This window comes from Xanthobacter autotrophicus (genome assembly GCF_030015065.1).
In the GTDB taxonomy this organism is placed as follows: domain Bacteria; phylum Pseudomonadota; class Alphaproteobacteria; order Rhizobiales; family Xanthobacteraceae; genus Xanthobacter; species Xanthobacter autotrophicus_D.
Window position 1 is genome coordinate 1 of sequence record NZ_JAIVFN010000377.1, and the last position, 466, is coordinate 466.

Here is a 466-nt window from a genome sequence, read left to right on the forward strand (position 1 = left end):
CCTGAAACCGAAGGCCCGGGCGACCCCGGGTGGCGGGCAGCCCTGCGCGGGCCGCCCTGCCTGCCTCGACTCGCCAGCCAGACTTTTACTGAGCCAGCCATGGACATGACACCGCACTTTCCCATCTATCTGGACTATGGAGCCACGACGCCGGTCGACCCGCGCGTGGTGGACGCCATGATCCCCTGGTTGCGCGAGCATTTCGGCAACCCGGCATCGCGCAGCCATGCCTGGGGCTGGGAAGCCGAAGAAGCGGTGGAAAAGGCCCGTGGCGAAGTCGCCGCGCTGATCCACGCCGATCCGCGCGAGATCGTCTGGACGAGCGGCGCGACCGAATCGAACAACCTCGCCATCAAGGGCGCCGGCCACTTCTACAAGGGCAAGGGCAAGCATCTCATCACCGTCAAGACGGAGCACAAGGCCGTTCTCGACACGATGCGCGAGATGGAGCGCCAAGGCTTCGAGG

Annotated in this window: 1 protein-coding gene; it reads left to right on the top strand. The window is 66.1% G+C overall.

Annotated features, from left to right (window positions below):
• Positions 1–99 precede the first annotated feature (99 nt).
• Positions 100–466, top strand: a 367-nt coding sequence (locus K9U40_RS23605) for an aminotransferase class V-fold PLP-dependent enzyme (RefSeq protein ID WP_282892493.1), incomplete at its 3' end; no start/stop codon positions are given.